This window comes from Gilliamella sp. B2969 (genome assembly GCF_026536195.1).
GTDB lineage: Bacteria > Pseudomonadota > Gammaproteobacteria > Enterobacterales > Orbaceae > Gilliamella.
This window is the reverse complement of sequence record NZ_JAFNOP010000001.1, coordinates 131,329-156,563: the sequence shown is the minus strand read 5'-3', so window position 1 is coordinate 156,563 and position 25,235 is coordinate 131,329. Positions and strand designations below refer to the sequence as shown.

The 25,235-nt window shown below is 34.7% G+C and carries 26 protein-coding genes, 1 tRNA gene and 1 pseudogene; 22 read left to right on the top strand and 6 right to left on the bottom strand.

Annotated features, from left to right (window positions below):
- Positions 1–26 precede the first annotated feature (26 nt).
- Positions 27–1,481 (bottom strand): tRNA uracil 4-sulfurtransferase ThiI, encoded by a 1,455-nt coding sequence (gene thiI, locus J3U66_RS00685; RefSeq protein WP_267333582.1) that lies wholly within the window; start codon positions 1,479–1,481, stop codon positions 27–29.
- A 384-nt stretch (positions 1,482–1,865) separates the two neighbouring features.
- Here thiI and secG point away from each other — a divergent pair, with 384 nt between their 5' ends.
- From secG to J3U66_RS00665, 4 genes are all read left to right on the top strand, one after another.
- A complete protein-coding gene (secG, locus tag J3U66_RS00680) occupies positions 1,866–2,237 on the top strand; it encodes a preprotein translocase subunit SecG (RefSeq protein WP_267333583.1) in 372 nt (123 codons plus the stop codon).
- Positions 2,238–2,244: 7 nt separating this feature from the next.
- A tRNA-Leu gene (locus J3U66_RS00675) sits at positions 2,245–2,330 on the top strand.
- A gap of 185 nt (positions 2,331–2,515) precedes the next feature.
- Positions 2,516–3,766 carry an integrase domain-containing protein gene (locus J3U66_RS00670; RefSeq protein ID WP_267347574.1) on the top strand — a complete coding sequence of 417 codons (1,251 nt, stop codon included), beginning with the start codon at positions 2,516–2,518 and terminating at the stop codon, positions 3,764–3,766.
- A gap of 943 nt (positions 3,767–4,709) precedes the next feature.
- On the top strand, positions 4,710–5,276 hold the full coding sequence (locus J3U66_RS00665; RefSeq protein WP_267345380.1) for a hypothetical protein: 567 nt from the start codon (positions 4,710–4,712) through the stop codon (positions 5,274–5,276).
- A gap of 189 nt (positions 5,277–5,465) precedes the next feature.
- On the opposite strand, the gene J3U66_RS00660 is transcribed toward J3U66_RS00665, so the two are convergent.
- Positions 5,466–6,191: a phage baseplate protein gene (locus J3U66_RS00660; RefSeq protein ID WP_267345381.1), complete on the bottom strand. Its 726-nt coding sequence runs from the start codon at positions 6,189–6,191 to the stop codon at positions 5,466–5,468.
- Positions 6,192–6,376: 185 nt separating this feature from the next.
- Here J3U66_RS00660 and J3U66_RS00655 point away from each other — a divergent pair, with 185 nt between their 5' ends.
- The 4 genes from J3U66_RS00655 to J3U66_RS00640 all read left to right on the top strand — a co-directional run bounded on the left by J3U66_RS00655 (position 6,377) and on the right by J3U66_RS00640 (position 9,018).
- Entirely contained in the window at positions 6,377–7,339 is a 963-nt protein-coding gene (locus J3U66_RS00655; protein ID WP_267345383.1) for a hypothetical protein, read from the top strand.
- Between the two features lie 203 nt (positions 7,340–7,542).
- The gene (locus J3U66_RS00650; protein WP_091348728.1) at positions 7,543–7,743 is read left to right on the top strand and encodes a helix-turn-helix transcriptional regulator; all 201 of its coding nucleotides are present in this window, start codon (positions 7,543–7,545) and stop codon (positions 7,741–7,743) included.
- On the top strand, positions 7,743–8,156 hold the full coding sequence (locus J3U66_RS00645) for a hypothetical protein (protein ID WP_267345384.1): 414 nt from the start codon (positions 7,743–7,745) through the stop codon (positions 8,154–8,156). The genes J3U66_RS00650 and J3U66_RS00645 overlap by 1 nt, the downstream gene beginning before the upstream one ends.
- Positions 8,157–8,256: 100 nt before the next feature.
- Positions 8,257–9,018: an antA/AntB antirepressor family protein gene (locus tag J3U66_RS00640; protein ID WP_267347573.1), complete on the top strand. Its 762-nt coding sequence runs from the start codon at positions 8,257–8,259 to the stop codon at positions 9,016–9,018.
- A 403-nt stretch (positions 9,019–9,421) separates the two neighbouring features.
- On the opposite strand, the gene J3U66_RS12835 is transcribed toward J3U66_RS00640, so the two are convergent.
- Entirely contained in the window at positions 9,422–9,586 is a 165-nt protein-coding gene (locus J3U66_RS12835; protein ID WP_141670302.1) for a YlcI/YnfO family protein, read from the bottom strand.
- A gap of 199 nt (positions 9,587–9,785) precedes the next feature.
- Between J3U66_RS12835 and J3U66_RS12830 the strand changes: the two genes are divergently transcribed.
- From J3U66_RS12830 to J3U66_RS12810, 12 genes and pseudogenes are all read left to right on the top strand, one after another.
- Positions 9,786–10,127, top strand: a complete 342-nt coding sequence (locus tag J3U66_RS12830; RefSeq protein WP_416379698.1) for a hypothetical protein — start codon at positions 9,786–9,788, stop codon at positions 10,125–10,127.
- A gap of 1 nt (position 10,128) precedes the next feature.
- Positions 10,129–10,692 carry a host cell division inhibitor Icd-like protein gene (locus J3U66_RS00630; protein WP_267347570.1) on the top strand — a complete coding sequence of 188 codons (564 nt, stop codon included), beginning with the start codon at positions 10,129–10,131 and terminating at the stop codon, positions 10,690–10,692.
- Positions 10,685–10,918, top strand: coding sequence for a hypothetical protein (locus tag J3U66_RS00625; protein WP_267345389.1), 234 nt, complete (start codon positions 10,685–10,687; stop codon positions 10,916–10,918). The genes J3U66_RS00630 and J3U66_RS00625 overlap by 8 nt, the downstream gene beginning before the upstream one ends.
- On the top strand, positions 10,911–11,132 hold the full coding sequence (locus tag J3U66_RS00620; RefSeq protein ID WP_267347568.1) for a hypothetical protein: 222 nt from the start codon (positions 10,911–10,913) through the stop codon (positions 11,130–11,132). Before J3U66_RS00625 ends, J3U66_RS00620 begins: the two co-directional genes overlap by 8 nt.
- Positions 11,119–11,298, top strand: coding sequence for a hypothetical protein (locus tag J3U66_RS00615; protein WP_267347566.1), 180 nt, complete (start codon positions 11,119–11,121; stop codon positions 11,296–11,298). The genes J3U66_RS00620 and J3U66_RS00615 overlap by 14 nt, the downstream gene beginning before the upstream one ends.
- A gap of 5 nt (positions 11,299–11,303) precedes the next feature.
- Positions 11,304–11,678 carry a hypothetical protein gene (locus J3U66_RS00610; protein ID WP_267347565.1) on the top strand — a complete coding sequence of 125 codons (375 nt, stop codon included), beginning with the start codon at positions 11,304–11,306 and terminating at the stop codon, positions 11,676–11,678.
- Between the two features lie 9 nt (positions 11,679–11,687).
- Positions 11,688–14,057: a primase-helicase zinc-binding domain-containing protein gene (locus J3U66_RS00605; protein WP_267347564.1), complete on the top strand. Its 2,370-nt coding sequence runs from the start codon at positions 11,688–11,690 to the stop codon at positions 14,055–14,057.
- A gap of 882 nt (positions 14,058–14,939) precedes the next feature.
- Complete coding sequence (locus J3U66_RS00600) at positions 14,940–15,260, top strand: chorismate mutase (RefSeq protein WP_267347562.1); 321 nt, start codon at positions 14,940–14,942, stop codon at positions 15,258–15,260.
- Positions 15,261–15,267: 7 nt separating this feature from the next.
- Positions 15,268–15,783, top strand: coding sequence for a ClbS/DfsB family four-helix bundle protein (locus tag J3U66_RS00595; protein ID WP_267343967.1), 516 nt, complete (start codon positions 15,268–15,270; stop codon positions 15,781–15,783).
- Between the two features lie 38 nt (positions 15,784–15,821).
- The gene (locus J3U66_RS00590; RefSeq protein ID WP_267347561.1) at positions 15,822–16,064 is read left to right on the top strand and encodes a hypothetical protein; all 243 of its coding nucleotides are present in this window, start codon (positions 15,822–15,824) and stop codon (positions 16,062–16,064) included.
- Positions 16,065–16,219: 155 nt separating this feature from the next.
- Positions 16,220–16,741, top strand: a complete 522-nt coding sequence (locus J3U66_RS00585) for a low molecular weight protein arginine phosphatase (RefSeq protein WP_267347560.1) — start codon at positions 16,220–16,222, stop codon at positions 16,739–16,741.
- Between the two features lie 224 nt (positions 16,742–16,965).
- Positions 16,966–17,481: pseudogene (locus J3U66_RS12810) on the top strand (O-acetyl-ADP-ribose deacetylase).
- Positions 17,482–17,677: 196 nt separating this feature from the next.
- On the opposite strand, the gene mukB reads toward J3U66_RS12810, so the two are convergent.
- Genes mukB through mukF form a run of 3 tightly spaced genes read right to left on the bottom strand, consistent with a single transcriptional unit; the run spans position 17,678 to position 24,187 of the window.
- Complete coding sequence (mukB, locus tag J3U66_RS00580; RefSeq protein ID WP_267347559.1) at positions 17,678–22,096, bottom strand: chromosome partition protein MukB; 4,419 nt, start codon at positions 22,094–22,096, stop codon at positions 17,678–17,680.
- Positions 22,097–22,098: 2 nt separating this feature from the next.
- Positions 22,099–22,884, bottom strand: a complete 786-nt coding sequence (gene mukE / locus J3U66_RS00575) for a chromosome partition protein MukE (protein WP_267333589.1) — start codon at positions 22,882–22,884, stop codon at positions 22,099–22,101.
- Positions 22,865–24,187: a chromosome partition protein MukF gene (gene mukF / locus J3U66_RS00570; protein WP_267347558.1), complete on the bottom strand. Its 1,323-nt coding sequence runs from the start codon at positions 24,185–24,187 to the stop codon at positions 22,865–22,867. The genes mukE and mukF overlap by 20 nt, the downstream gene beginning before the upstream one ends.
- A gap of 406 nt (positions 24,188–24,593) precedes the next feature.
- Between mukF and J3U66_RS00565 the strand changes: the two genes are divergently transcribed.
- Together J3U66_RS00565 and J3U66_RS00560 are read left to right on the top strand one after the other, a co-directional pair.
- Positions 24,594–24,755 carry a hypothetical protein gene (locus J3U66_RS00565; RefSeq protein WP_267343969.1) on the top strand — a complete coding sequence of 54 codons (162 nt, stop codon included), beginning with the start codon at positions 24,594–24,596 and terminating at the stop codon, positions 24,753–24,755.
- 118 nt (positions 24,756–24,873) lie between these two features.
- The gene (locus tag J3U66_RS00560) at positions 24,874–24,996 is read left to right on the top strand and encodes a hypothetical protein (RefSeq protein WP_267333592.1); all 123 of its coding nucleotides are present in this window, start codon (positions 24,874–24,876) and stop codon (positions 24,994–24,996) included.
- Positions 24,997–25,235: the final 239 nt, after the last annotated feature.

Genomic DNA, 25,235 nt, shown 5'->3' with positions numbered 1-25,235 from the left:
CTGGTTAATAATATGGTAAATAATTGTTAATTTGCATAATTTAACACCTTTACATTATGAAAACCTTGTTCAATTAAATACAGTGCTTGTAATTTGCTCATGACCCCCCTTGCACAATAAAGCAAATATTGTTTATTTTGATCCAAATCACCGAATTGCGTTGCCAATTTATAAAAAGGAATTAACTTAATTTCAACATCGGCTAACTGTAAAGGATTGTCTTCTTGCTCTTCAGATGAACGAATATCAATAACAACATGATTATTGTGCAAGGTAGAAACGGTCTCAACTTGCTCAATTGAAGTATCTGATTGCTTAGCTATTTCTCGAATATCGATATTTTCAGCTTGTTCGACGGCCTTATCAAGTATTGAAAAATCGAAATTTAGCTCTTCTGCTTCAATTTTCTCTTTCACGGCTTTTACTGTTGGGCTTTTTGAAATTACGCCACAGAATTCGGGCATGGTTTTAGCAATATCTTCTGTGCCAATTTGCCGTGCTAAGTTAATAATTGTTTCTTTATCATGGGTTATCAATGGTCTTAAAATTAATCTATCGCTAACATTATCAATTAAACGTAAGTTTGTTAATGTTTGGCTTGATACTTGCCCTAACGCCTCGCCGGTAACAAGCGCTTCAACGTTATAACGCTGAGCTATTTTTGCTGCAGCACGAATCATCATCCTTTTTAAGATAACGCCCATTTGACCATCATCAATTTTTTCTAGAATCTCACCCACAACGTTAGAAAAATCAATGGCAATAAAGCGAACTTTATGAGATGAACCAAACCGTTCCCATAAATAGTGAGCCATCTGTTTAACCCCAATTTCGTGAGTTTTTCCCCCTAGATTGAAAAAGCAATAATGCACTCTACAGCCACGCCTAATTAACATATAACTGGAAACACCTGAATCAAATCCTCCTGAAATAAGTGATAAGACATCTTCTTGAGTTCCAGTTGGAAAGCCACCTATTCCACAGTATCGGCCTTTAACTAATAATAATTTATCTTTATCAATTTCAAGGTTCACCGTGATATCAGGTCGAGTTAATTTAACTTTGGCTGAGGCAACATGTTGATTTAATCCGCCACCAACATAACGCTCTACATCAATTGAAGTAAAATCATGTTTTCCTCGACGTTTAACTCGAACACAAAACGTTTTGTTTTCAATAAGAGGAGCATAGTAATTTAATGCTTTTTCGTAGATGTCATGGACGTCAACATAAGTGAGCTCTTCAACGGCTAAGATATGATGAATACCAGGAATACGCATTAGATATTCTAAAATTTGATTTTCACTATCGACAATTTTTGGGCGAACTTCAATATAATCCCAGTGACGAATAACCGCCACTTCTTTAATATGATTTTTGAGAATATTGCGAATATTACTGGTTAATATTTTAATAAAACGTAAACGTACAGAATCACTTTTGATGGTAATTTCAGGGAAAAGCTTAACAATAAATTTCATAAAACGAGCATGGACTATAACTAAAAATGGCGTCTATTATACTGATTTTCACAAAAAACACACAACCGAATATCGCGATATCAATTTAAACGGGTCGGCAATATCATTAAATTAGACTTAGCCATAATATAAAATTGTTTTGAAAACTGTTTACTATATTGATTATATAAAAAATATGAAGATTAATTTAAATTTTTAGTAAAAAAAGATTTTTATTAATTTTAATACCAACGCTAAAAAATATTAGTAGTCATCGATTTAAACACTTAAATCTTAAATTATACCAACAATAACTTAAATTTTACTTGCTTGTTGGCGAGTCTTTCGCTAATATTTCGCAAAATTAAATTCTGTTGTATAACACATAAAAATTGACAGGTTGAAATGTACGAACTTTTGATTATCAGTTATTTGATTATCGCAGTTGCGATCATCGTTTTAGTTTTAATCCAGCGAGGAAAAGGCGCCGATATGGGTTCGTCTTTTGGTGCTGGTGCATCTGCAACGTTGTTTGGCTCATCTGGAAGCGGTAATTTTTTAACTCGCACAACAACGTTACTCGGTGTTTTATTTTTTATACTAAGTATTATTTTATCTAATTTGGGCAGTCGCAGCCATATCACTTCTAGTGGTGAGTTCAATAATATTGAAGATAATGCTCCTGTAACCACGCAACAAACTACAGGTCAAGCACCGACAGTAGATCCTGTTATTCAATCTGAGAATAAAAATCCAACATCAGATATTCCAGAATAAAAACGGCGCCGTGGTGGTGAAATTGGTAGACACGCTATCTTGAGGGGGTAGTGCTCTAAGGGCATGCGGGTTCAAGTCCCGCCCACGGCACCAATTCAATATTCAGTAACATTCTTTAAAATTCTTTAAACCACATCAAAACCTGAATAAACAAGGCTCAAAGCCTGTTTTACTATTTCGTAAGCATCAGTAAGATACATTTACAACCAAAAATAATGGGGGTATATTTGGGGGTAGGATAAAGTACCTTTATAATTAGATACCCCCAAAGGTGAAAAATGGCTATTAAAACTACTCCTTTGACTGATACACAAATAAAAGCATTAAAAGCCAATAGTAAGGATAAAAAGTATTTTGACGGTGGAGGTCTTTTTTTGTTAGTCAAATCGTCAGGAACTAAATTATGGCGATTTAAATATAAAAAACCCATATCAAATAAAGAGACATTATTATCTTTTGGTAAATATCCAGAAGTTTCGCTACAGCAAGCGCGAAAACAACGCGACGAAGCGCGCGAATTAATTAAGCAAGGCATAGACCCCCAAGAACATAAAGCGGAACAAGAACAGCTTAAGCAAGAAGCAATCTGCAATACATTCTACTCCATGGCTGAACGATGGCTTAAATTCAAGACAGAACAAGGACTAGAAGAACAAACTTTAAAAAAGGCTTGGCGTTCATTAGAGAATCATGTATTCCCTTACATCAAAGACATTCCCATAAACCAAGTAACTGCTGTTAAGGTAATCAATGCTTTACAACCATTAAATAACAATAATAAATACGAAACAGTAAAAAGAGTTTGTAGGCGAATCAATGAAATAATGTATTACGCTGTCAATATGGGAATTATCGATAATAACCCTCTAGCCAAAATCACCGACGTATTTAATAGCCCGAAAGTAAAAAATCAGCCAACTATTCCCCCTACTGAGTTACCGCAGTTCATGCAAGCTTTAGCTATGGCAAAGATTGAATTGCAAACCAGATGCGTGATTGAATGGCAGTTATTAACATTAACGCGACCAAGTGAAGCCGTAGGGGCTAAGTGGGAAGAAATTAATTTAGATAAAAAATTATGGAGTATTCCTGCCGAACGCATGAAAATGGATAGACCACACAATATACCTTTATCACCGCAGGCAATAAAAATACTTGAGATAATGAAATCTATTAATCATAAAAGCGAGTTTGTTTTCCCAACAGCAAGACCGCCTTATAACAAGCCAATGAGTAGCCAAACCGCTAACATGGCAATAAAGCGCATGGGATACAAAGATAAGTTAGTTGCGCATGGATTAAGAGCTTTAGCTAGTACCACTTTAAACGAACAAGGCTTTAATTATGATGTCATTGAAAGCGCGTTATCGCATGTAGATAAAAACGCAGTAAGGCGAGCCTACAACAAAGCAGAATATGAACATCAAAAGCGTATTATGCTTGATTGGTGGGGTGACTTTGTCGAGCAAGCCAGTAAAGGGAATGTCTCACTATCAGGTAACCGCAATTTAAAGTTAGTTAATTATTAACTATATCGTGCCCCATATTTGGGTTACGCTTTCAATTATTAATCAGATCCACTCCTCAGATGTGAGGAGGCTTTTTCAAATATCATTCTTAACATATACCAGTTATTAAACTGGTTTTTTTATGCTTACCCCCATTATTCTAAACTTTTCATTAAAAGTATTCACTACTATTCACCTTTTAAAATTAATTAATATATATCAATATATTATATACTTATTATATATATTTTTGGTGTTCACTAGTATTCACTAGTGTTCACTACTATTCACATTTAAATATAATCTTGATCCTATGATTAACCAATTGAAATATAGAAATAATTCTATAACCTCTATTTCTGGCTAAAATTAAAATATATATTAATCATGATGTTAAAAATAAGTGATTTTAAGGTTGATCATGGTTACTATTAGAGGTATTAAAATTGCAATCTGCTAAAAAGCCAGCACATTCATTGATAGTAAAAAAACTATTTCAATTCGCGGTTTTGCATAAAAATGAGGGTGAGCGGTGTAGAAAGATTAGAGTTATAGAAATTTACTACCCCCTCACTACTTGGCTTGAAGAATTTAAGGACACGTTAGAAGCAATATAATTACTTTGATTGCATGGGGTGTTTTTACAAATAATACTTTTAATTAATATAACTACATCTAGACTGATTAGAATTATAATTCTGTCAGTCCATAAAAAAGAGAATGGTACAATATACTTTGATGATTTAGAGACACGTTAAGAAAGAATGAAACAAACAGAAAAGAAAAAGATAAATCGCTACTTTCATGGTGTACCAAACATAAGATTAATTGTATCGATTGAACAATTAATAGTTAATGAAATAGACGATCTTATTAAACATGATAGAAGTCATCCAGCCAGTAAGAACCGTTCTGAGTTTGTGAGATTGGCGATTGTTGAAAAATTGAGGAAGGATTGAAAAATATGAATCAAAATGACATTGCTTTTTGGGGGATGATTGGCAATTGGTTTACTGGATTGGCAACATTTTTAGCTGTGATTGTATCGCTTTATTTAAGTTCTCGACAGACTCGAATAAAATTAAAATGCTTTTTTGGTGAGAGAATTAAAATATTAAGTGATGGCACTAATTTAGGAAAATGTATATTTATTAAGATAACTAATCTTTCTTTAATTCCTATTAATATAGATCACCAACTTGGTGTAGGAATTATAACAAAGAAAAGGTATTTACGTTTTTGGAAAAAAAAGAAAGTATGGACGCTTAGTATTAATTCGAGTAATGTTTCTGGTAGTAAAAATAAACTTTCAACCGGTGAAACTAGTGTAATGTGGATTGATTTTGATCAATATAGAACTAATGAATGGTATAGGTATACGGCAAAAAAATTATATAGAGATGGAGTGAAACCAAACGAAATTGAATGTTATGTTTATATTAATAATTCAATAATTTATAGATTTCCATTTGATTCTGGTGTACTTGAACATTTAACATTACAATATAAAAAAATAATAGATGATAGCTAGTTTTATGTATATAAATACAGATACTATAATATCTCTAAAAGCATATAACTGCATTATTTGCGTCTTTAGCTGATCTATTAACAATAAAAATAGGTATCCAAACAAGTATCCTGTAAAAAGGTATTTAATAAATGGATACTAATTTAATAATAAAAGGCAGTTATCTTTATTACGAAGACAGCTAAAAATTTACCTATTTGCTAACCATGCTAAAATAGCCTTTTTTTCTTCATCAGTGACTTCCCTTGGCTGAGTTCTGCCTAAATTTCTAACTTTCGGCTTAGACATTTTAAAGCCGTTAGCGATTTGCGTTTCAACAATAAAAATCTCACGAAATGTTAATACAAACTCGCCACTTGTATTTTGTTTTTGAGTAAGCCCAACAGACGTAAGTATCATGTTTTTATACTGCCGTGTATTTGTTTGTAGCGTTACGGGCTCACCGCTTCGCTGTATTGCTAATAGTTTTTCGTGTGCATCAGCAATGCGATCTGATGATAAACTATTTAAAAGTGGAGATTGATAATCGGGTAGAAAATCTGCTATCACTTGATTAGCCGCTTTTTCACCAGCACTGCGTGATGCATAATAACGCTTAACCATATTTTCAGCTTGAGCAGTAACCGCTTTAATCGGCATTGGTAACGGATATTCGGAAAAATTAACCCCTGACATTTTATCAAATGAAAATGTATTAGTTTCGTACCCGACAACTAAACCATAAACGGTTACCTCTTTAGGGTCTAATACTGCATGGTCTGCAATATTAGCTCCATTCTCAATTGGGTTTTCAGTTACCCGCAATTTTGATGCATGTTGTTCTACAGTGTTAATATCAAGATTAAAGGTAAAATTATCACTGATTATCAAACCGCTGTCTTTTGATGATTTATTTAATATAGATTGAAACGCCATTTTTCTATAACCTCTAAATATTATTTTCATCCTGTAATATTAACATAGTTTATTTAATGTATATAAATACAGTGCTATAATGTACCTAACTGTATATTAATGTATTATTTGCGTCTAGGCTGATCCCCGAACATTCGCAACCCTAGCGAACTGGCGCAAATATCTATTAGGGGCGTGAGGGGCGTATGGATGATACAAAAAATAATATAATTTTACCTTATGTTGAAGCTATAAAAATCAAAGATGTTTCGTTAGCCTTAGGTTGTTCTATTGATGATATTATCGAATGGGCACGTCGAGACTTAATAAACTTATGTATTGATATTAACTCTCTTTATGGTGAGTTAAGTATTTCTTGTAGAAGAGACGCTCCCGTTATAAATAATTATATTAATTTGCTAAATGAAATTAATAAAAAGTATCTAGATTATAACCGCAAAAGCATTACAGATTTTGATTTTCAGGATTTATTCAAATTACTGCCTGCAAATAATAGACCTTTATATAATAGAGGTAGATCATTAATGGATAAATATTTAAAAAATGAGAGCGATGAAGATTATTTTAAATTAAGATTTTTAGGGAAAGGTGAAGGTTTTTGGATATTTGATTATTATAATTTAAAACGCCAAAAAATAAGAACTATTAACTCTCAAGAATTTTTTAAAGTACGTAGTTTAATTTTAAACTATAAATATTATGATGCAAAATCATTGCCTCAAAATTATGCTGAAGGTTTGAAAGCAAGTTTCTTATTATTTGATGAGATTCTTGTTTCAAGCGATGAATTTTATATTCATTATCACGATTTTAATAATTTAATAAATAATAAATTTGTTCAAGGTAAAAATGACATTAATAATATAAAGGAAAAATCACTAAATATAGGCAAGCCCCCCCATTTTTATAAGAATTTTGCCATCGATACGGCTTACTTAACCAGAAATAAGAACCCTCAAAGTAAAGTTGCTGATATAGCAAGGAAAATACATCTTACAATTATTGATAATTTTAACTCTGTAAACCCCCCCACAAAAGATACTATTTCTAATTGGCTTTATGAAATAAAATTAGGTAAACCTACAGAGAAAAGTAATAATGATTTTGAGTTAGTTATTCCTGAGGAATGGCGTGATTATTTTGAATAAAATGGAAACTAATTTAGTAAAATGGAAATTATTCATTTTAATATATAGAAGCATTCAATATATTAGTTATTGATAGTAAATTAGCTAATTAACTGGGTGTTTTCCATTTTGTTAAATGGTAAATTTTAATATTTAATGTAATGCATGTTTATTTACACAGTTATATTCTATATTTATCTTTTAAATACAGGAGAATATAACTAATGACCAACCAAATCCTATCCAAAAAAGAAGTAAAAGCCTTACTTCACTTCAAAAGTGACACTAGCCTTTATACGCTAGAACAGAAAGATGAGACCTTTCCCCAAAGAATCAGAATAGGCTTGCGTCGTGTTGGCTATCGAGCTGATGAAATTTATTCTTGGCTTGAATCTCGCAAAGTAGAACGTCGCGAGGTGGCATAATGGTGATAAAGCAAAACCCTTTATATGACGAAATAGTAAAGGGCTTAGATTGGAACTTAGACGCCTCCAATCATAGCCAATCTTGCTATAAGTGTCTACCTAAAAAGCCGAGAGCTTACCTATTAATTGCGTGTACTGGTGACAATGGTATTACAGAAAATGAGATATTGCGCACCTGTAGGCTTTCTAGCGGTAGAAATTACTGTTCAGAACTAGAAAGAAAGTTAGGCATCACATTAAAGCGTATGGATGAACCTAATACCGACGGAATGGGCTCACACTATCGCTATTACCTAGCCAATAAGGAAGATGCTCAAAAGGTGGTTAATCTGATTCTTAGTTATGAAAATAGCTTATTAACTGAATCGGATATCAGCCAAATTTTAGCACTTTATCCAAGTAAAGCAGCTTAATTAATTGATTTTATAGCAAAGCGCATTTTTGCGCTGACGGTATCCCCTTGCCTAAATTTAGCTAAATGGGGATTTTCTGACACGTTAGGAGTTATAGAAAATGACAGATTTTAATATTTTAGTACCAGTAACAGAAACGAAATTAAACGGAAGATTACAACAAACAGTTAGCGCAAAGGCTTTACATAATTACTTAAAAGTAGGAAATGATTTTTCAACATGGATAAAGGGAAGAATAAAAGAATATGGGCTTATTAAAAATGATGATTTTTTAATCTTTGATTCATCAGAATTCAGGAATCAAAGTACAAATAATGAACAACAAATAAAATGGACAACTAAGCGAGGTGGAGACCGTAAAAGTATAGATTACATACTGACAATCGGAACCGCTAAAGAATTAGCAATGATTGAAAACAACGAGAAAGGTAGAGCGATTAGAAAGTACTTTATCCGTTGTGAACAGCACCTTAAGGAAATTGTACCAGCAATCCAGAAGAAAGAGCTTAAGCGGTTAAAAGCGCGCATTGAGGTAGCAGATTATAGCCGTCCTATGTGTGACGCATTAACTATACAAAGGTTATCGCAAAGTAAAGAGACTAAACCACATCACTACACTAATGAATTTAATATGATTAATAGTATTGTGCTTGGTATGTCCGCCAAAGCCTTTAGAAAATCAAATAATCTTACCGGTGATATTCGTGACTATCTTAATGAGCAACAGCTTAATCACCTGGCCTACTTAGAAAAATCAAATATTACTCTAATTGATATGGGGTGGAATTACGAAAAACGAAAAGCGGAACTTATCAAGCTATCACAAAGCTATATGATTCGGTTATTGGGTGAGGTAGCATAATGATCTTACAAGCCAATTTAAACCATTTTAACGCCCTAGCAATAGGGCAATATACCCAAACCCTAAATAATCGCTTACTAGATCAAGACAGTACGATTAAAGCCATCCAAAAGGTGAAATCTTTCTTCTTGGTCAGCAATGAAGATTTTATTGATATCAATAGCCAATCAAATAGCTACTTTTTTGTAACTAATTTAATTTTCCGGCATATTAGGCAAGATTTTTCGGTGGTCACTATGCGCGCGTGTATGTCCTTTAAAATTCATTTCATGGGGTTGAATTTAAAAAGTAGGTTTCTTGAGTCCATAAAAAGAGAAAATAAGGAATTTAAGGGAATAATAAAAAAAGAACCTGATACAAGAATAAAACAAATACCACCAATCAGCGGTATTAAGTTAAAAGACTATTTCTTATCTAATTTAGCTAGTTTTTCGCGACAAGTAGCAATAACCCAAGCAGAGAAGTTAGTATTCTCTTTCTTGGATTGCTCGTCTATTTGTTCTATTAAGTCGTGGGGGAAGCGGATTGCTTTTCTATCAGATTTATTATTTTTGTTGCCTGTAGCCATTTTTATACCTAAAGAATACTTATTAGTGTGCAAACACTATACACGATCGTTAAATAATAAAAAAGGCTTGACGTGTGACCACACTATAAAATATAGTGGGCACACACCTAATAAATTTATTAGGTTAAGAAAAACAATAGCCCGAAGTATTCGCAGTACAACGAGCTATCTAACCCAACCATTAACAGAGGTAATGATTATGGCTAATAGTAATGATACCCTACGCCCTGAAAATGGGCAACTAGACCTATCTTGTTTATTTTCTGTCTTAAATCTTTATAAGTCGAATATTCCTGTCGAACTTTTGTCACAAGCAGAGGACCATTTTGAAGAACTACAACAATCGATTCTATGGGGAATCGGTGCGATAGGCAATTTAATGTTTTGGGCTTGTGAAAATGAGGATTATACCGAGCAAAGCCTTAAAAATGATATGCGTGATTTGGGTTATTTGTTCATACAATTAAGAGATTTAGCTTGTTTCGCGACCAATCAAATGAATCTACTTAATACCAAACTTAGCAATAAGGGAGGTAAATAATATGTTGAACTCTAATCATAAAATATCAATCAATCGTGATATTAAATCAAGTAAAAAATACTTGCACAATCTCAATCATTCGGGCTATATTGATAGTGCCTTAGCAAAATCTAAGGTCAGGATTGGAACCCTGAACAGTTACTTGGCGACACATGACGCCCAAAGCGTCTTTTTTTGTGTCAATGCTTGCGCACACCTATTTATCAATATTTCTTCTATGGTGGCGTTAATGGGGCATCCGAAAGGATGGCTGGGTCACCAAGTAACCAGTAGTTCCAACCCTGCTAACGTCACCGCCAACGAGATTGGAACCTCTAGCGGTGATTATGTAAATCATTACTTGGAGGCTGTCACTATGACTACTATCCCTACCCCTATTATATCCACTCAAAAACTATATAAATTCTATGACCTATCAACGGCTCAAGTAGTCCAAACAACGGCAACAACCGAACACCAAGCACGCAAGAGCCTAGGCAAATCATCCCTTATCTTTATTGCCAGAATCCGCTTGTATCCTATAGTCGAACGTTCCCAAAATTGGGGAGGTTACATCCATGACTGATAAAAACTTTAAATTAATTTGTGATGTTGAATCTAAACTTATTCAAGTTCAAAGCATGGCTAAAATCGCCTTAAACAACACTAATCACAAGTATGCAGGATATGACGAGCCTTTTATCGAGCAAGACGATATGAGTAATTTACTATGGGCTATCGTTGATTTAGTAGAGCAAGCTTTTGATGAGCTACAAGAGTACGGGTTAACGGAGGGTAAGAACAATGGCTAATATCTCAATGGACGCGATAAATACAATTAACTCTAAACTTGGACAAGCTAACGCTATAACAACCCTTTTAATGTGTGATTGTGATTCTAACACGCCAATTAATGATGAATTAAGGGATTATGCGCTTAGTGCTATTTTTGACTTAGTTAGTGATTCTAAAGCCTTATTTAGAAGTGAGACAGAACGTAAAGGGGCAAATAATGAAAGAGTTTAATTTTATCCATAATGATAATGGAACTATCACGGCATTAAGGCTTAAAAATAACAAGTATGTAGAGCTACTTTCTTTTGGCAAGGATGAAATCCCTAGCCTGCTCGCTGATGTTACTAAACGACTACCGCCCAAAGTTAGACGGTATATGGAACAGATTAAGGGGTAATCATCATGAATAATCAACAAGAAGTAACCGTAATTCACCATAGTATAGTCGATTCAACTATGGCGATTATCGCAGGTTTATTTTTAATTGAGCAGATTAATAAAAATGGTGCAAAGGTATTTATTCATGAAGAAATCAAGATTGATATAGACATGGATTTAATTGTCCTTGGGCTAAAAACCGTCCTTAAAGATTATTTTATTGAAGACTTCGGCGAACCTGAGGGATTGAACCGCACTTATGGGGTGTTAAAGGTGATGTATACCGAAAGCAAGGATAAACCTATGGAGTTAACACAACCAGGGCGTGAAATGCTTGAATCATTGTTTATTGATTTGGTCATAGACATTAAAGCCGAATCTAGCGCGACTATTCATTAAGGGGATGTAATGAAAATAAGTGAAATTACAGCCCAAGCGGTAGATAAATGGAATTACATCTTTCATTCATTAGGTATTGAAGTGGGCAACGGTAAACATTGTCCATGTCCTATGTGTGGCGGTAAAGATAGATTTCGGTTTGATAATCAAAATGGACGAGGTACTTATATTTGCAATCAATGTGGTAGTGGTGACGGCTTAGAACTGATTAAACACTATTATCATTGTGATGCTAAAGAAGCATCAAATAAAGTAGCGGAATGTTTGAATCTACCTAATCATAGTAACCAAATACGAGAAAAAACCGTATTTAAAAAAAGAGATTCTGAACAGTCGTATAATAACAACATACCAGATAATCCCGTATGTAAAAAAGTCGAATATTTACTCTCTAAAACAACATTAGGACAATCTGAGTACCTCACCAAGAAAGGATTAACCTTTGATTTACCCTTGTTAGATAACGGGCGCATTTTTGCGCCTATGCTGAATCTTCGTAATGAATACGCAGGTGGTCAATTTATCGAACCTGACGGTGGTAAACACTTAATGAAAAGCTCAAATAAAAAAAGTGCTTTTATTTTAGCCAGCTCAATTTTGAGCAGACCTATAGAGGTGTGCGCAAATTTGCTCGCACATAATGAAATTATTATTTGTGAGGGTTTAGCTACAGGGATATCAATAGCGGAATTCCGCCAACAGTCTATTGTTATATCGGCCATTGACGCGGGCAATCTTATTCATGTGGCCAAGGCTATTCGTGAACTAAACCCTACCGTTAAAATCATTGTCGCAGGTGATAACGATATTGACCAAAGCCCGAATACGGGCTTAGCTAAAGCAATAGAAGCTGCTCAAACGGTAAATGGTTATTACTCCGTTCCTGATACAGATTATAAATGTGATTGGGATGATTATAGGCAACAATTTGGAAGCGATAACGCTTTGGCTCATTTTAATAAAAACCTCATAAAACCAGAGTTATCCACCATGACAAAACATAACATGCAAAACGAGTTATCAAGCATGAACCTATCGCAAATGGCATCGAGCCAACGGGCTGAACTGCTCAATCAATATTATGATAATAACCTTGCGATTAATCTTACTACCGATGAAATCTATCACTATCAAGATAACGCATGGCAACCTATCAACGATAAAGTGTTAATGCGAACGTTAGCCGATTTATTTACCCAATCAGGCGAACCATTTAACCCCTTAAGGATTAGCTCCGCAGTTGAATCGCTCAGGTTATCACTACCTATAATGGGTATACCTCAAAAAGATTTAATCTGTTTTAAAAATGGGGTGTATGAGCTAAAAAGCCAAACCTTTAGACCACACAATAAGCAAGATTGGCTATTAGTCAGTAATGATATTGATTACTACCCTGCCAAAGAAAAGGAATCTTTTGATACTCACGCGCCCAACTTCGCTAAATGGCTAAAAAGAGCATCAGGCAATCAAGATAAGGCTAAAAATATCTTAGCTGCGCTATATATGATATTAGCCAATCGGCATGATTGGCAATTGTTCCTAGAGGTTACAGGCGCAGGCGGTAGCGGTAAAAGTGTTTTTGCTGAAATCGCGACTATGTTAGCAGGTAAAAGTAATACCGTGATAGGCACAATGGACGCTTTAGAGAAAGCAAGAGATAGAGCCTTAATTGTGGGTTATTCATTGGTTATATTACCAGACCAACCGCGCTACATGGGCAGTGGTGCAGGTTTAAAAGCAATTACTGGAGGTGATGAAGTCGCAATAGACCCAAAACACAAACAGCCGTACTCTTGTAAAATTCCTGCGGTAGTCTTGGTTATCAATAATGAAGCCATGAGATTTAATGAACGTAACGGCGGTATATCTCGGCGCAGAGTAATCTTTCACTTTGGCGAGGTCATCCATGAAAAAGAACGAGATTTAAACTTAGTCAGCAAAATAGAGCAAGAGCTCCCCTCAATTGTGAGGTTGCTATTAAATGAGTTTATCAATCCAACAGAAGCCAAAGAAAGACTACACCAGCAACAACAATCAGAGGAAGCAACCGCGATTAAACGCGAATCTGACCACCTAGTCGATTTTTGTAGTTATCTTAATGCGCTTGATTATCCTAATGGGATGCTAATTGGCAATTTAGGCATAATACCATTTAACCCTCAGAAATATTTATATCATGCTTATATTGAGTATGTCCGAAACACAGGGCTTAATAATCCACTGTCCTTAAGTGGATTCGGCTCATCGTTAAATTACGCCATAAATGAAAACAGAAAGGCATACATTAAAAAACGAACTAATATAGGGGTAAAAACTAATTTAGAAATAAACCCAGATATGTGTAAAGACTGGCTACCTAAAGCTGAAGAGCCTAGCTAGTAGCTCAAATTGAGCCACCAAAATAAGACCGCCCTAGCTGGCGGTTTTTTATTGAGTGAATACCTAAAGTGTACACTTGTGAATAGGAAATCTTGAAGTCTTCACCGTTCAAACCCTTTTAGAATAAGGCTTTAATCGAGTAGTGAACACCGTGCATACTTTTTTATAAAATTTTATTTTTATGGGGGGATAGGGTAAATTTCTACAGATTTTAGTCATCTAAACCGCTCGCCCTTTTTCATTTTAACACTAACCCGATTTTTTTAATTTTTATGCTGTTGTGTGTCAGGATAATAATACTAATTTATGGGGGGTCATTTTTTGTTTTGGGGGTACAAATGGGGGTACAGCAAACAGAAGAAACAAACACAATGCTTTATTAAAAAGGATTTAAACAGTGCTTTTCAAGTCCCGCCCACGCACCAATTCAATAATCAGTAACATTCTTTAAAATCCTTTAAACCACATCAAAACCTGTATAAAAAAGGCTTAAAGCCTGTTTTACTATTTCGTAAGCATCAGTAAGATACATTTACAACCACATTTTTTAGTTATATGTTTAGTTATACAAATCTCGTATAACTACCGTTTTAACAAATACTCAAATAAAAACAATCAAGCCTAGCGATAAAATTACTCATTGTTTGACAGTATAATAGATATTTACGAGTTAAAACGAGTTATAGTAAAAATAATCCCCCCAAAAAGCTACAAAGATATAATTCAAATATCTCGCTAACAATATAAAAAATAGATAAAATCGAGTAATTTTGGCGGGTTGCAGTTAAATATAATTCAAAATTAAAAATTATGATTAATAGTTTTATATAAAACAGCATAATGCTAGGATAGTCATTAATAAATTTTAACAGGCTAAATATCATGCAATATAATCCTAAGTTAACACCCAAAAAATGCTGTAATATGGACGATATTCGTTCAGAGATAGATCAGATTGATCACACTGTTATTAAGCTATTTGCAGCTCGCTTTGAATATGTTAAAGCTGCTAGTGAATTTAAAAAAAGTGCTAGTGCTGTAGAAGCCAAAGCCCGTTTTGACACTATGCTTGAGCAACGAAAGCTTTGGGCCAATGAGTTAGGACTAAATGGTGATATTATTAAAGCGTTATATGCTAATTTGGTTCGTTATTTTATTGATGAAGAATTAAAGCAATTTAAAAATAAAGCAAAAAAAGGATAGTTTGTCTATGGCTTATACCAGTAAACAACAGTTATTGAATGAAATAAACAAAACCGCTAAATTGTTTATTGAAGAATTTAATACATTAACAGAATCGCAAAAAGATCAGTTAATTCATGGTGTCGATCGTACTCCTGCGCAAATGATTGCTTATCAGTTAGGATGGTTGGATCTTGTTAAGTCTTGGGATGATGATGAACTTGCAGGACAAACCCCAACATTACCAGCAGAAGGCTACAAATGGAATCAGTTAGGCAAATTATATCAACACTTTTATAAGATTTATCAGGATTATTCATTACAAGAACTAATTACATTATTTAACCAGAAACTTGTTATCTGGAATAATTGGATTGAATCTTTGGATGATGATACGTTATTTATTAAAGATAGACGTAATTGGACTAAACCTTTCCCTGAATCTTGGACCGTAGCGCGCTTTATTCATATTAATTCTGTGGCACCGTTTAAATCATTTCGAACCAAAATCAGAAAGTGGAAAAAGTTAAGTGAACAAGTTTAAATATAAATTAATATTAATGTAATCCAAATAGGAATGATATGGCTTTTTCAGAAACAGAGCGACAACAATTGTTACAGCTAAAATTTGTGGGTGGCAAAATTATTGACAGACTTGAACAAATGGAACTTGATTCTTTTGATAAATTACGCCACGCCACTTTAAATGAAATTCTAAGCAAAGGCGCATTATTAACAGGCTCAACTTGCTGGAAAAACAGCCATCAAGCTAAAACCGCCATAAATAATATTTTGTATTTAGTTAAACAAAACGACAACAGGTAAACATAATCGGCTTCTTGTTTTTTTATCATATTGTTATTTGATAAATCGAAAGCTAATGAGTTATAACACTATGATAAACATTGTATTTAATGTTATTTAGTATAAAATTTGCTTAAAATTGTAATAAGCCATTGATAAAGGATAAAGGAAATAGAATGTCTATGTTAAAAAAATTTTTAGTTTGTTTATTTGTATTTTTTAGTAGTTCTTGCTTTGCATTAGATCATATTGTTACATTTGTTTGTACTGGTAATACGGGACGTAGTCCAATGGCTGAAGCCTTGGCAAATGATTATGTAAAAAAACATAATCTAAATATTATCGTGCAATCAAGAGGTGTGAATGTTGATCCTAAAGAAATCGCACCAGAACAAGGGACAGTGACGGTATTAAAACAACATGGTATTGATATCTCATCACATAAAGCAACACAATTAACAAAAGCGGATATTGATAAATCAGAATATTTGCTGACTATGACACAAAAACACAAAGCAAAAATTTTAGAACAATATCCGCAAGCAAAAGGTAAGGTTTTTACATTATCTGAGTTTTCTACAGGTAAAAATGAAGATCTTTCAGATCCCTATCAAAAACCTTTAGAGGCTTATATCAAAGTAGAAAGTCAATTAAATGAATTTTTGCCATTGGCTTTAAACAAAATAGCTGACAAATAATCAATTAATCCCTTATTAACATAAGGTGCCTTGCTGCTTTAGAATAGCAAGGCAAAATTTTCTATATAAAATACCATAAAGTTCAAATAGCAATATCAAATTTCATTCATGTTTTAGAAGTTATAGCGATTGATAGATATTACTTGTTGACAGATAAGTGTAAATCTCAAACTCTAAAATTTAAGAATCTACCTATGTGAAAAATCAGAATTGGCGTTCATACCGTGAAGAATAAAATTGAATTACTGCAAGCTGACATTACTAAAATTTCGACAGATGCTATTGTTAATGCTGCTAATACCTCATTGCTAGGTGGGAGTGGCGTAGATGGAGCAATACACTGAGCTGGCGGTAAAACCATCCTTGAAGAATGTATAAAAATCAGAGAAAAACAAGGCGGTTGTAAAGTTGGTGAGGCCGTTATCACAACGGCTGGTAACCTTCCAGCTAAATATGTTATACATACCGTTGGTCCATGCTGGAATGGAGGTAAAAATAATGAAGAAGAATTATTAAAACAAGCTTATCTAAATAGTTTTAAGTTGGCATCTCAGTATCCAATTACCTGTATATCTTTTCCTAATATTAGTACTGGTATTTATCGTTTTCCTAAACCAAAAGCAGCACAAATAGCATTATCAACAATAAATCAGTGTTTAATGCAATATTCAATAATCACAAAAGTGAATATTGTCTGCTTTGATATTGAAAATTATCATATCTATCAAGCTATGATTTAGCATTAACTTTGTTAAAAAACAAAGAAAAAAGTTAATTATCACTGATTAAATATCAGTTATCCAAAAATAAGAGTAGAACACTTTTTAAAATGATAGATATTGACAAGGATTTATTACTAGTTAATTAACTAATAGAAAATTAGAAATAACATCTTCGTCGATTAAAATCGACGAAGATGTTAACCTTAAAAAATAGTTACGCAAAGCCTTTTAAACCAACCACATGTACATGTTCTTGGTTATTCATTACTTTACGCACCAGTTTATAAGTAGTCCCTTTTTCTGGGCTGATATTTTCTGGCGCTGCTATAATCAGTTGCATTTCGAGTCGTTCACACAGCTCAAATAACGTGGCAATCGATTTAGCATCTAGGCGAGCAGCTTCGTCTAAGAATAATAAGCGACATGGTAAAATATCTTTATTACGTAGACGTTTTGATTCTTCTTCCCAACTTTGAATGACCATCAAGAGAATTGACATACCGGTACCAATGGCTTCACCAGTTGATAATGCGCCACTTTCCGCACGCAACCAACCATCAGCACCACGATTGACTTCTACATCCAGCTCGAGATAATTGCGATAATCTAACAGCTCTTCCCCAATATTTTGTGCAGTTCGTTGCCCCATATCAATATGTGGATTCAAACGTTGATAAAGTTTAGCTAACGCTTCCGAGAAGGTAATACGATTATTACTAAACAGATCTTGATGCTCATTTTGATCATCGGCTAATGCTGCTAATAATGATGAGTGCGCTTCACGAATGGTAACATTCAAGCGTACACCATTAACTTGTCCAAATGCCACCGCCTGTAGACCTTGGTTGAGCATACGAATACGATTTTGTTCACGTTGGATAGTTTTTCGAATAATGTTTGCCACACTTTTCGAACTTATTGCTAACTGTTGCTCACGTGAGGTTAATTCTTCAGTTAAACGTGATAATTCAATTTCCATTTGCTCAATTGCTTCAATTGGATCATCTGTTTTGACAATATCTTGACGAATTCGTTCACGAAGATGTTTATAAACCGCAATATAAAATTGAATTTTGCGTTCCGGACGTTTTGGATCTTCAGATAATCGTAAAACATCACGTAAATGTTCATTATCATTCACAGCCAGACGTAATGAGCCCAGCGCCTTATCTGACATTGAGCGCAGTTCATCAGCACTTAAATAAGCTAATTCTCGACGATGTAATCGTCGTTCAACGCTATTTTCTTTGACGAGTCGTAAAACTAAGCACCAACCAGCTTTGGCTTCAACAACCTGTTCGCGTAATTGTTTATAATCACGGAGTGTTTGAGCTAAACGTTTTTGCATTTGCGTCATTTCGCTTTCACACATAATTAGTTGTTTTTCTAGCGAACTACAGTGCTGACGGTTACTGTTTAATTTTTGATGGATCTCATCACGACGTACCCTAGCCCTCTCTTCGGTGATGGCATCGGCTTTAACACCAATTTGTTCAATCTCTTTATGCAGTTCATTAAGCATGTCACGTTTAGTTTCAAATGCACTTTTTAATGAAGCTAATGTTTGATTGTACTGGTTATACTTATCTTGATACTGCTGCATTTGACGACGAGCATCGGTTCGCTGTGCTTCTACAATATCTAACCGAGCACGTAACTTTTCGTTCAAATCAGCATTTTCATTCAACATGCCGGCTGAATCTTCATAACTAAAATGGGCTCGGCGTTGCATCACTTCAGTAAGCGCAAACACCTGTTGACGAATCGTTTGTTGTTGCGACTTAACGGTATTATATTGCTCACGTAACGCTTCGTTCTGTTCTGGATCACTTTGTAAAACGGCCACAATAGGCTCAAGCTCAGAAACCGTGTGACGATTGCGACCAACATATTGTGCAGCATCTTGTGCTTCGGCAACTTGTTCGCGTAGATCATCAACTCGATCTGCTAAATCTTCATCAGCTAATAAATGCATTTGCGCAACTAAACGATTAACCGTTGTTAACTGCTCTTTGCAATTAGCTACCTGCTGTTGATTCTGCTTATCTATTGCTTCTTGCGAGGATAATTGACGCTCAATCTCATTGCGTCTTGTCGCTAATTTTTGAGCTTCAGCTTCGGGATCGATATCAAAGGCAACCGATAAATATTCACCAATAAATTGACCCACATTTTGTTCTATACGTTGTAATTTTTGTAAATCAAACGAGATAGTGGCATAACGTTCATGAAGTTCATCACGCTCTGCCGATAATTTTTCCAGATGAACTTCACGAGCAGCTCGGCCAAATAATGGTACCGTTGGAAAGCTGGAAAAGCGCCATTGACGATCACCAGTTTTAACCAATACCGCTTTATTCATCTCTTCACAATCAAATACACTGTCGTCAAATGAAGAAGGATCGCCTTCAATAAAATAGATATCTTCTGGGTAATCTTCTTCGCTAGCTGTAAGATTTTCGAGCTGGGTTTTGACTAACGACAAATCAGGTACCACAATCGCTTGTCTTGAAGGACCATATAATGCCGAGAAATAAGGCGCATCGTCAATAGTCACATCTTCATAAATTTCTGAAAGAAGAACACCATTAAACCGCTCAGCTAATGCCGATAAACGGCCGTCATCAACACCACTAGGTTGATTGAGTTGTTCTATTTGTGTATCTAATTGAGTTCGTTTAAAGGTTATCTGATCGCGCTCTGTAACCAATGTTCGTTCTTGCTCAAGCAGCTGCTGCATATGTTGCGTGACAGCTTGACTGTGGGTAAAACTTTGTCCGGTTTGTTCTTGTAAGGCAATTAAAGCATCTTGTGCTTTTATCCACATTGGTGCTTTTTGTCGATAATCGGCTATTTTAGATTGAATTTGTTCAAGTTCTTGTCTAAATTCAATGCGTTTTTCACTAGATTGATTAGCAAGCTCCGCATTTTCATCTAACTGAACTTCAAGTTCCTGTTTTAGTTCATCAAGTTCATCATAATTAACATGTCGACCAATACGTTTGCAAAATTGGTTTAATAATGATTCTGCTTCTTTTTGTTCAAAAAAGCGTTGTTCAAGCTCATCAAGCTGTAATTGTAAATGTTCAGCTTGTTCAGCTTGATAACATTGTGAAGGCCATTGTCTTAGTGCTTCTTTAGCAGCAGTAAATGCTTCACTACGAACAACATCACCAACCAGTTTTATTACAAGTTGATAAGCACGATCAAACTGATTAATTGCGGCATCAGAAACACTTAATCTTTGTTCAAGTTCTAAAACTTGCTCTGTAATCTCTTTTTGTTTTTCAGCAAAAACGTCAAAGTGATTTTCAATATTACTGATCCCCAATTTTGGTAATTGGCATAAAGACTGTGCATTTTTCAAAGCTTGCAAAGCTTGTTGATACTGAATTGCCCGTGTTTGCTGCACATCAAGAGCTTGTTGATAATCAGCTAATTGCGTTTTTATTTCATCCACTTCTTGTTCAGTTTGTTCAGCCTGATCACGGTAGCTTTGGTACTGTTCATTCGCTTCAATGACAACTTCATTTTGTTCTTCAAGTTTTAGATTAAGATCATCTAAGTCCGCTTGATAGCGATCAATTTTTTCTTGTTGGCGTAAAGCTGTTTGCGCTAGATTAAGATGGTCATTTGCCGCTTGTAAATCAGTTTCTAGGTCATTTTGGGCTTCTTGAAACTCTTTGAGCTCTTTTGCCATTTCAACTTGACGATATTGATGACTGATTAACAAATCTTGCGTTTTAAACATATCTCGACGCAAACCAAGTACCGATTCAATATGAACACGACGCTCATTAGCATGGCGCATATAATCCGCTGCCACATAATTTGTTGATTCAGTAATCAGGTGTTTAAATAGATCGCGATCAGATTGCGTAACGCGAATCGCTTCTAATGTCATGCGATTTTCACGTAGTGCTGCTTCCATATCCTGAAAAGCTTTACGTACACCACTATTTTCAGGAAGTAAGTAATCACGAAGTGAGCGGGTAATGGCACTTGAAATCCCACCATAAAGTGACGCTTCAATTAATCGGTAATATTTACTACGATCAGATGAGGTACGTAATCGTTTTGGTAATATACCAAAATCAAACATCACTGAGTGATAATCAGTAATAGAGTTAAACTGTTTAAAAATCACGCCCTCTATTGATTCAATTTTATCTTTTAACTCAGGCAGTGATAAGATTCGTGCTTGTTTGTCGTTTACTCTTTCTGTCACTAATTCTGTTGGTTTGATTTCAACAGGTAAACCTTGTATTAAAAAAGGTTTAATATCCACTTTTTTATCACGACCCGCAACTTGCTGTAATCGAACACCACATATAATCCGTTGGTGACGTGAATTGATCACATCAAGCATCGAATAACAAACACCGGGTTTTAATTTACCATGTAGACCTTTATCACGAGAGCCTGATGTTGCACCAGCTTCGGTAGTATTACGAAAATGTAATAAGGTTAAATCTGGAATCAACGCAGTAACAAAAGCCGCCATGGTGGTTGATTTACCAGCCCCATTCCCCCCAGAAAGTGTGGTGACAAGTTGATCTAATTCAAATGTTCTGGCAAAAAAGCCGTTCCAGTTAATTAAGGTTAAGGAGTGAAATTTTCCGTGTTCAATCATAATTATTCAATCTCCTCGTTAACTTCATCATCTTGTTCATCATTATTATCATCTAAGATGAGTGACGATTCAATTTTGATCGCTTCACCATCCCGAATTAAGCGTAATTGTGCTTCTTGCGCATCGTCACTACTGCGCACATCGGCGCCAAAACGGAAAATAGATTCATTAATTCGAAAACGGCTGCTGTCATTACCGACAATAAAAAAGATCATACCTAATCTACGCAGACGGTTTAGGGCTGTTTTAACTTTATCAAAAAGTTTTTGCCGATCTAAATCCGATCCGGTTGAACGTTGGTTGACTAATTTAAGTAATTTACTTTCGTCGGCTAACGAAACAAGCTCATCAAAGAGTTCTTGTAAAGTAAAAATGCCTTCATGCGCAAGTCGTTCGGGACTTAAATAGAGGTAACAAAGCACTTTACCAACAAGCATATCTAATTCTGATAGAACAGAACGAGGAATTAATGTTGTTGATCGAGGACGAAGATAGAAAAATCCTTCAGGTGCACGTATTAGCTCAACATTATAGCGTTGATAAAATTGTTCAAGTTCAAGTTGAAAATCCATTAAAAAGGCATGTTGATCGAGTTCATCAATACCTATATGACGCCCAGAACGAAGCAAACTATCCAACTCAGGAAAAATAGGATTAGCAATCGCTTGAGCTAATTTTACCGGCATGTATTTATCGATTGACGCTTGAGAGCTCGCTGCAATACGCCCTATAACCTCATCAATATGATGAGCGGTTTGTTCTAATTCTTTAATATCTGTTGATGACATGTGCTTGTACCTTAGCTCCATAATCGTTGATAGGTTTCCATTCGGCAGGAATACCGAGCAAATCATCTTCGGCAATACCTAGACGAATAGCTTGATCGATAAATAATCTTGCAATATCAAAATGTTGTTCACGTGGGAACTGTGCTAAATAGCTACGAATGGCAACACTTATATCGAGTGGTTTATTTTGTTGTTTAAAAACCAATAAATTTTGTTCAATATGCGCAATAATGTGTTCTTGAAGTTCTTCAATCATTTCATATTCAAGTTCTGATGGTAATTCACCTGTAACTTCAGCTTCATGTAAAGCAAGTTCTTCATCACGCATATCAAGTAGACGGTCGGCATTAGCAAAAGTCAGTGACCAAGGTAAATCAAAATAGTTCTGAATCGATTTACGTAATCGTTGAGAAAAGACGCGATTTTTATCTAAGTCAATTGCTGTACGGATAAATTTATGAACGTGTCGGTCATAACCTATCCAAAGATCTATCGCTTTTTGCCCCCAACCAATAATTCGATCTAGCTTACCTTGTAGATCAATTACCACGTTATTAATTTTATCTAAATCAGGATTATCTAATGTCGCATCTTGAATTAACAATAAACTGGCTTGAAGTTTATCACCCGCCGCTGCCAGCGTATCTTGCAATTCGCGTAATGTTTGCGAAGTTTCGGTTAATAGCCCTTCACAACTGGTAATAGCAGCTTGCCAGTCTTGACTTAATAATGCCGAGATATTTTGTTTTACATCGGCTTGCTGCTCATCCATCACACGTTGAGTAATATCAATACTATCAAATATTTCAGCAACTGAATATTTTAGTGGAGCAAACACATTTCGATGCCAGTGTAAGTCATCACCACCTTCAAGTGCTGCATCAGCAGCTCGTTTTAACTCTTGAGCAACAATGGATAATTGGATAGACAAACGTAACGTTGAAAACTCCCGCTGACGAATATAGTAATCAGAAATACCAATACCTAATGGTGTCAAACGATAAATAGAATATCCATCAGTCATTTCGCTAGCAAAACGCGTAATTAGGCGCTGACGCACTAAGTCATTAATGGCATTATTTGCTCGAACAGTGATGGTGTCTTCACTCTGTTCAAAAATTTGTGAAACATGCCTGAAAGCATCAATTAATTCAGATTCGGTCATTTCACCATCAAAACGCTCGCTGTTTAATACGGCAATCGCCAATAAAAATGCAAGCCGTTCCACTGGCAAATTAATTGAAAAATCATTCTTTTTTGCCCAAGAGACCAATTCTGGCACTGATTGGGAAAAATCCATCATAGCGGTTCCTTAATTAAAGACACTCAATTTTTAAACGTATCTTAGAAATAATATGAGAAACACAATATATTGTGCTAAAGACAAAATATTATCGATTATATAACAATTTGTAGTAGTTAAAAATAACTAAGTTTGAGATTTATCATTTAACTTAATTAAAAAGCAACAAAGTCAATTTAATTAAAAATTACCTATAATAATTACGATTTTCTGTTTTTTATTTTCGCTCAATCCCATTTTTTGTCGTTAAAAAGATCAATGACAACAAAAAAATAATTATCATAATTGAATTTTAATCTTAAATAATCTTGATATGTTATGGAATTGATTGTTTAATTATTGTACCATTTTTAACTTATAGTTATATTAATAATAATGGTTATTTTTTTTATAAGGGAGAAAACAAATGAAAAGTCTATTATACATACTTTTAGCTGGATTAGTCGCATATGTTGTGTCAAAAGCCGTTTCTGCAAATGAAATCGATACAGTACACCGTGTTGTTCAGCAGCAGGGAGTTTTAAGTGAAAATCATTTAGAGAGTGGAGATAAACCAAATAGTCTCTGACAGTTCAGTCATTACTTTCATGATTAGTTAGGATTGTTGATCTTGTAACGCCTGCACGTTAATTTTGTCACAATTGGCGTGTTAATAATGCTGCTTGTTGTAGTAGTTGAGTTTAATTGTGCATATTGATTTAATGGGCACGCAAGGTAAGACTGTTGTTTACCGCGTGTCAATAAATAAACCCAAAATCACCGAAGATATTGCACTCCCACTAGCTGAACAATCCATTCCACAAAATTAAAACTTACCGATGCTTTCTTTATTATAGTTTTAAAAGAGAATGATCTAATCAGCAATATGCTTGCTATTATTGACGTTGTGAATAATGTCGATAAAGCAAATAATCAAATGATAAAAATCAAGTCATAATCGCGCTATTTAATTGAGTGTTAACTATCATTGTTGCTATAAGTAGTTTTCAATTTGAAAAAACCACTCAGCCACTTAAGACAAGTTTTTAACAGCATAGTATCTACACTT

Excerpts from the sequence above, each read along its gene's own strand:
- J3U66_RS00615 (WP_267347566.1), top strand. The coding sequence starts at position 11,119 with ATGAAAGAGTTTAATTTTATCCATAATGATAATGGAACTATCACGGCA.
- J3U66_RS00610 (WP_267347565.1), top strand. The coding sequence starts at position 11,304 with ATGAATAATCAACAAGAAGTAACCGTAATTCACCATAGTATAGTCGAT.
- J3U66_RS00565 (WP_267343969.1), top strand. The coding sequence starts at position 24,594 with ATGAAAAGTCTATTATACATACTTTTAGCTGGATTAGTCGCATATGTT.
- J3U66_RS00605 (WP_267347564.1), top strand. The coding sequence starts at position 11,688 with ATGAAAATAAGTGAAATTACAGCCCAAGCGGTAGATAAATGGAATTAC.
- mukE (WP_267333589.1), bottom strand. The coding sequence starts at position 22,884 with ATGTCATCAACAGATATTAAAGAATTAGAACAAACCGCTCATCATATT.
- J3U66_RS00585 (WP_267347560.1), top strand. The coding sequence starts at position 16,220 with ATGTCTATGTTAAAAAAATTTTTAGTTTGTTTATTTGTATTTTTTAGT.
- J3U66_RS12835 (WP_141670302.1), bottom strand. The coding sequence starts at position 9,586 with ATGGCTACAGGCAACAAAAATAATAAATCTGATAGAAAAGCAATCCGC.
- mukB (WP_267347559.1), bottom strand. The coding sequence starts at position 22,096 with ATGATTGAACACGGAAAATTTCACTCCTTAACCTTAATTAACTGGAAC.
- J3U66_RS00645 (WP_267345384.1), top strand. The coding sequence starts at position 7,743 with ATGGTGATAAAGCAAAACCCTTTATATGACGAAATAGTAAAGGGCTTA.
- secG (WP_267333583.1), top strand. The coding sequence starts at position 1,866 with ATGTACGAACTTTTGATTATCAGTTATTTGATTATCGCAGTTGCGATC.
- J3U66_RS12830 (WP_416379698.1), top strand. The coding sequence starts at position 9,786 with ATGGCTAATAGTAATGATACCCTACGCCCTGAAAATGGGCAACTAGAC.
- J3U66_RS00590 (WP_267347561.1), top strand. The coding sequence starts at position 15,822 with ATGGCTTTTTCAGAAACAGAGCGACAACAATTGTTACAGCTAAAATTT.
- thiI (WP_267333582.1), bottom strand. The coding sequence starts at position 1,481 with ATGAAATTTATTGTTAAGCTTTTCCCTGAAATTACCATCAAAAGTGAT.
- J3U66_RS00625 (WP_267345389.1), top strand. The coding sequence starts at position 10,685 with ATGACTGATAAAAACTTTAAATTAATTTGTGATGTTGAATCTAAACTT.
- J3U66_RS00660 (WP_267345381.1), bottom strand. The coding sequence starts at position 6,191 with ATGGCGTTTCAATCTATATTAAATAAATCATCAAAAGACAGCGGTTTG.
- J3U66_RS00665 (WP_267345380.1), top strand. The coding sequence starts at position 4,710 with ATGAATCAAAATGACATTGCTTTTTGGGGGATGATTGGCAATTGGTTT.
- J3U66_RS00600 (WP_267347562.1), top strand. The coding sequence starts at position 14,940 with ATGCAATATAATCCTAAGTTAACACCCAAAAAATGCTGTAATATGGAC.
- mukF (WP_267347558.1), bottom strand. The coding sequence starts at position 24,187 with ATGATGGATTTTTCCCAATCAGTGCCAGAATTGGTCTCTTGGGCAAAA.
- J3U66_RS00650 (WP_091348728.1), top strand. The coding sequence starts at position 7,543 with ATGACCAACCAAATCCTATCCAAAAAAGAAGTAAAAGCCTTACTTCAC.
- J3U66_RS00670 (WP_267347574.1), top strand. The coding sequence starts at position 2,516 with ATGGCTATTAAAACTACTCCTTTGACTGATACACAAATAAAAGCATTA.
- J3U66_RS00630 (WP_267347570.1), top strand. The coding sequence starts at position 10,129 with ATGTTGAACTCTAATCATAAAATATCAATCAATCGTGATATTAAATCA.
- J3U66_RS00595 (WP_267343967.1), top strand. The coding sequence starts at position 15,268 with ATGGCTTATACCAGTAAACAACAGTTATTGAATGAAATAAACAAAACC.
- J3U66_RS00655 (WP_267345383.1), top strand. The coding sequence starts at position 6,377 with ATGGATGATACAAAAAATAATATAATTTTACCTTATGTTGAAGCTATA.
- J3U66_RS00620 (WP_267347568.1), top strand. The coding sequence starts at position 10,911 with ATGGCTAATATCTCAATGGACGCGATAAATACAATTAACTCTAAACTT.
- J3U66_RS00640 (WP_267347573.1), top strand. The coding sequence starts at position 8,257 with ATGACAGATTTTAATATTTTAGTACCAGTAACAGAAACGAAATTAAAC.